This window comes from Streptomyces sp. NPDC060198, from assembly GCF_042728415.1.
In the GTDB taxonomy this organism is placed as follows: domain Bacteria; phylum Actinomycetota; class Actinomycetes; order Streptomycetales; family Streptomycetaceae; genus Streptomyces.
The window spans coordinates 1-2,419 of record NZ_JBHWZJ010000611.1 but is presented as its reverse complement, the minus strand read 5'-3'; the positions used below and the strand labels follow the sequence as shown (position 1 = coordinate 2,419).

The window sequence follows — 2,419 nt, the reverse complement described above, 5'->3', positions numbered from 1 at the left end:
GATACATCCAGTATCGGGGCGCCCCTCCGCCGTGCGATCGCATGCGCCGGACGCCGCCGGACCCGCCCTCCGGGCGGACGGCGCCACTTTCACCGCGCGACTGGTTCTTCAAGCCCCCCGATGGCTCCGGTTCATCCCCGGACGAGGTCCTGGACGACCAGGCCCTCCGGGTACCCGAACCGCTCACCCAGAACGGCGAAAGCTGAACGGGCTCCGGGGCCGACCGGCACGGCGTAGGCCTTGAGAGCCCGCAGGAACAAGCGGTAGCCGAGGTCGGCACAGACGTCGGTCACCACCCGCTCCAGCGCCGGGACGACGTCTCCCACGGGCAGCACGTCGTACATCCTTCCCGCCACGTCGGCCAGGGCGAGATCCACGCCGACGGTACCCACGGCGTGGAGTACGGCGGCGCGGGAAGCGTCGTCCGTCACCGGGTCCGCCGTCGGGCGGACGAAGCCGGGGGAATTGCGGCATTCCTCGGCCAGCCAGGCTGCCTCGATCATGTCGAGCCAGGTACGGACGCCGACACCTTCCTTGAAGGGATCGAACGCATGGTCCGTGGACGCGATCCAGGCGGTACGGATCACCTCCTCCGGGATGTCCGACTCCCGCAGGCGTCGGACGTCACGCCCCAGTTGCAGGGACGACGCCCCCCGGAGTTCGGTGACGGACCGTCCGGCGGCCAGGACCATGGTGGAGACCGGGCCTCGCTCGACCAGGCAGTCCAGTTCGTGCGGGAGCAGATCCTCCGTGGCGTCGCACTGTTCCGCCAGCCAGGTCAGCCCGATCTCCTCGGTCATGCTCAGTCCTTCAGATAGGCGGTGTAGACGACGTACTTGCTGGGCTTGTGCGCCTTGCCGACGTATTTGAGCTGGACGACCACCGTAGTGCCGGCCGGTCCGCCCTGGACGCCGTTCTTCACCCACTTCTTCCCGAGCGAGCTGCCCATGCCGCGGATGTCCCACTCGATGGTCTTCAGGTCACGGGTCGAGACGAAAGGCAGCTTCTTCCCGATCCGCTGTGCCTGCTTGGTCTTCCACGCCTCCAGCTCCGCGGCCTTGCCGGGCTGCTGCATCCACTCCCTCATGGCCTTGTCCACCGCCTCGGCCGCGGTCGCCTCATCGGTCCACCGGGTCGCGATGCCGCCCTTGGACGCCTCGGCCTTGGCGGCCATCTCGGTGTTGGACTTGTTGACGTGGTCGCCGAGGGTATGGGCCCCCTCATAACCCTCGTCCGAGATGATGTCGGTGCAGTTGTGGACCAGGACGTTCTGCGGCCGGGTGCCTCGCGTTCCGACGTAGAACGTGTGCACTTCGTCGACCGTGAGGTCGTAGACCTCGGTCGGCGTCAGCCCGTCCCGGTCGCGAAGGCCGCTCACCCGGTGCAGGGCGCCGTCCGGGGTGCGCAGGCGGTCGCCGGTGCGCAGATCCGACACGAACGTCCAGCCGCGCCCCTCCACGTGGAACCGGTGGCCGGCCGTGCTGGTCAGTACCGCGCCGTCGACCGTGATGTCGACCAGGCGCGTGGTGTCGTGGCGGAAGGTGTCGGTCACCGGCTCGGAGGTGGAGAGCCCGGTCGACGGGTCGGTGGCAAGAACCTTTTCGCCCCGGCGCACGTCGCGGATCGCCTTGAGCGAGCCGTCCGCCATGAGGACCCGGGTGTCTCCGGGGAAGCTGTTCCGCCGGCAGAGCGAAACAACGTCCTCGTAGCCGTTGACCGTGTTTTCGAGACGGGCGACCGTCGCCGGGTTGATGTCGTCCAGCGCCTTCAGGGCGACGAACGCCTCCCGGACGCCGACGCCGGTCTTCATGGCCGCGTCGAGGGCCCGGATGCCCTCGACGACCTTCCCCAGCGCCTTGCCGGGGATGAAGTTGGACGCCGCCCAGGCGCAGCCGCTGATGCTGCCGTGCCAGCAGTCCACGAAGTCCTGGACGAGGATCGCCTTACCCACGGCCAGGTAGGTCTGGAGCAGGCCCTTGAGGATGTCCATCTGCGTGAAGGTCTTGGTGACGTCCTTCTTCAGGCCCGTGAAGGGTTCCGTTCCCAGGTGCTGGGTGTCGGAAGCCGGGCATCCCGAAGCCGTCGCGGGGACGGCGTCGTTGACGCACAGGTAGAAGTCGACCATCACGTCGAACGTGTAGGTGAAGGTGACCGTGCAACTCGTGCCGAAGCCAGGCGGAATCTCGCAGGGCTTGTCCTGCTTGGTGTCGGTGACCTTGACACTGTCCTCGTCGACGACGAAGAACGTGCCGCCGATCCCGGTGCCCGCGCCCGTGCTGACCTGCTGGTTGGCTTCCTTGCGCTCGGCGGATTCCGCCGCTTCCTGGGCCGACTCCGCGTACAGCTGCGCGTCCTTCGCGGCCTCCTCGGCCGCCGTGGCGGCTTCGTCGGCCCGGCTCGCCGCGGCCCGTGCTGCCTC

At 68.5% G+C, this 2,419-nt stretch carries 2 protein-coding genes; both read right to left on the bottom strand.

Annotation, left to right across the window (positions count from 1 at the left end):
• Positions 1 to 131: 131 nt before the first annotated feature.
• Positions 132 to 800 carry a hypothetical protein gene (locus tag ACFWEP_RS34070; RefSeq protein ID WP_387376097.1) on the bottom strand — a complete coding sequence of 223 codons (669 nt, stop codon included), beginning with the start codon at positions 798 to 800 and terminating at the stop codon, positions 132 to 134.
• Between the two features lie 2 nt (positions 801 to 802).
• A partial coding sequence (locus ACFWEP_RS34065) for a polymorphic toxin-type HINT domain-containing protein (RefSeq protein WP_387376095.1) occupies positions 803 to 2,419 on the bottom strand: 1,617 nt, incomplete at its 5' end.

What these genes read in the sequence shown, in the direction of transcription:
- ACFWEP_RS34070 (WP_387376097.1), bottom strand. Translation starts at nt 800, where the DNA reads ATGACCGAGGAGATCGGGCTGACCTGGCTGGCGGAACAGTGCGACGCC.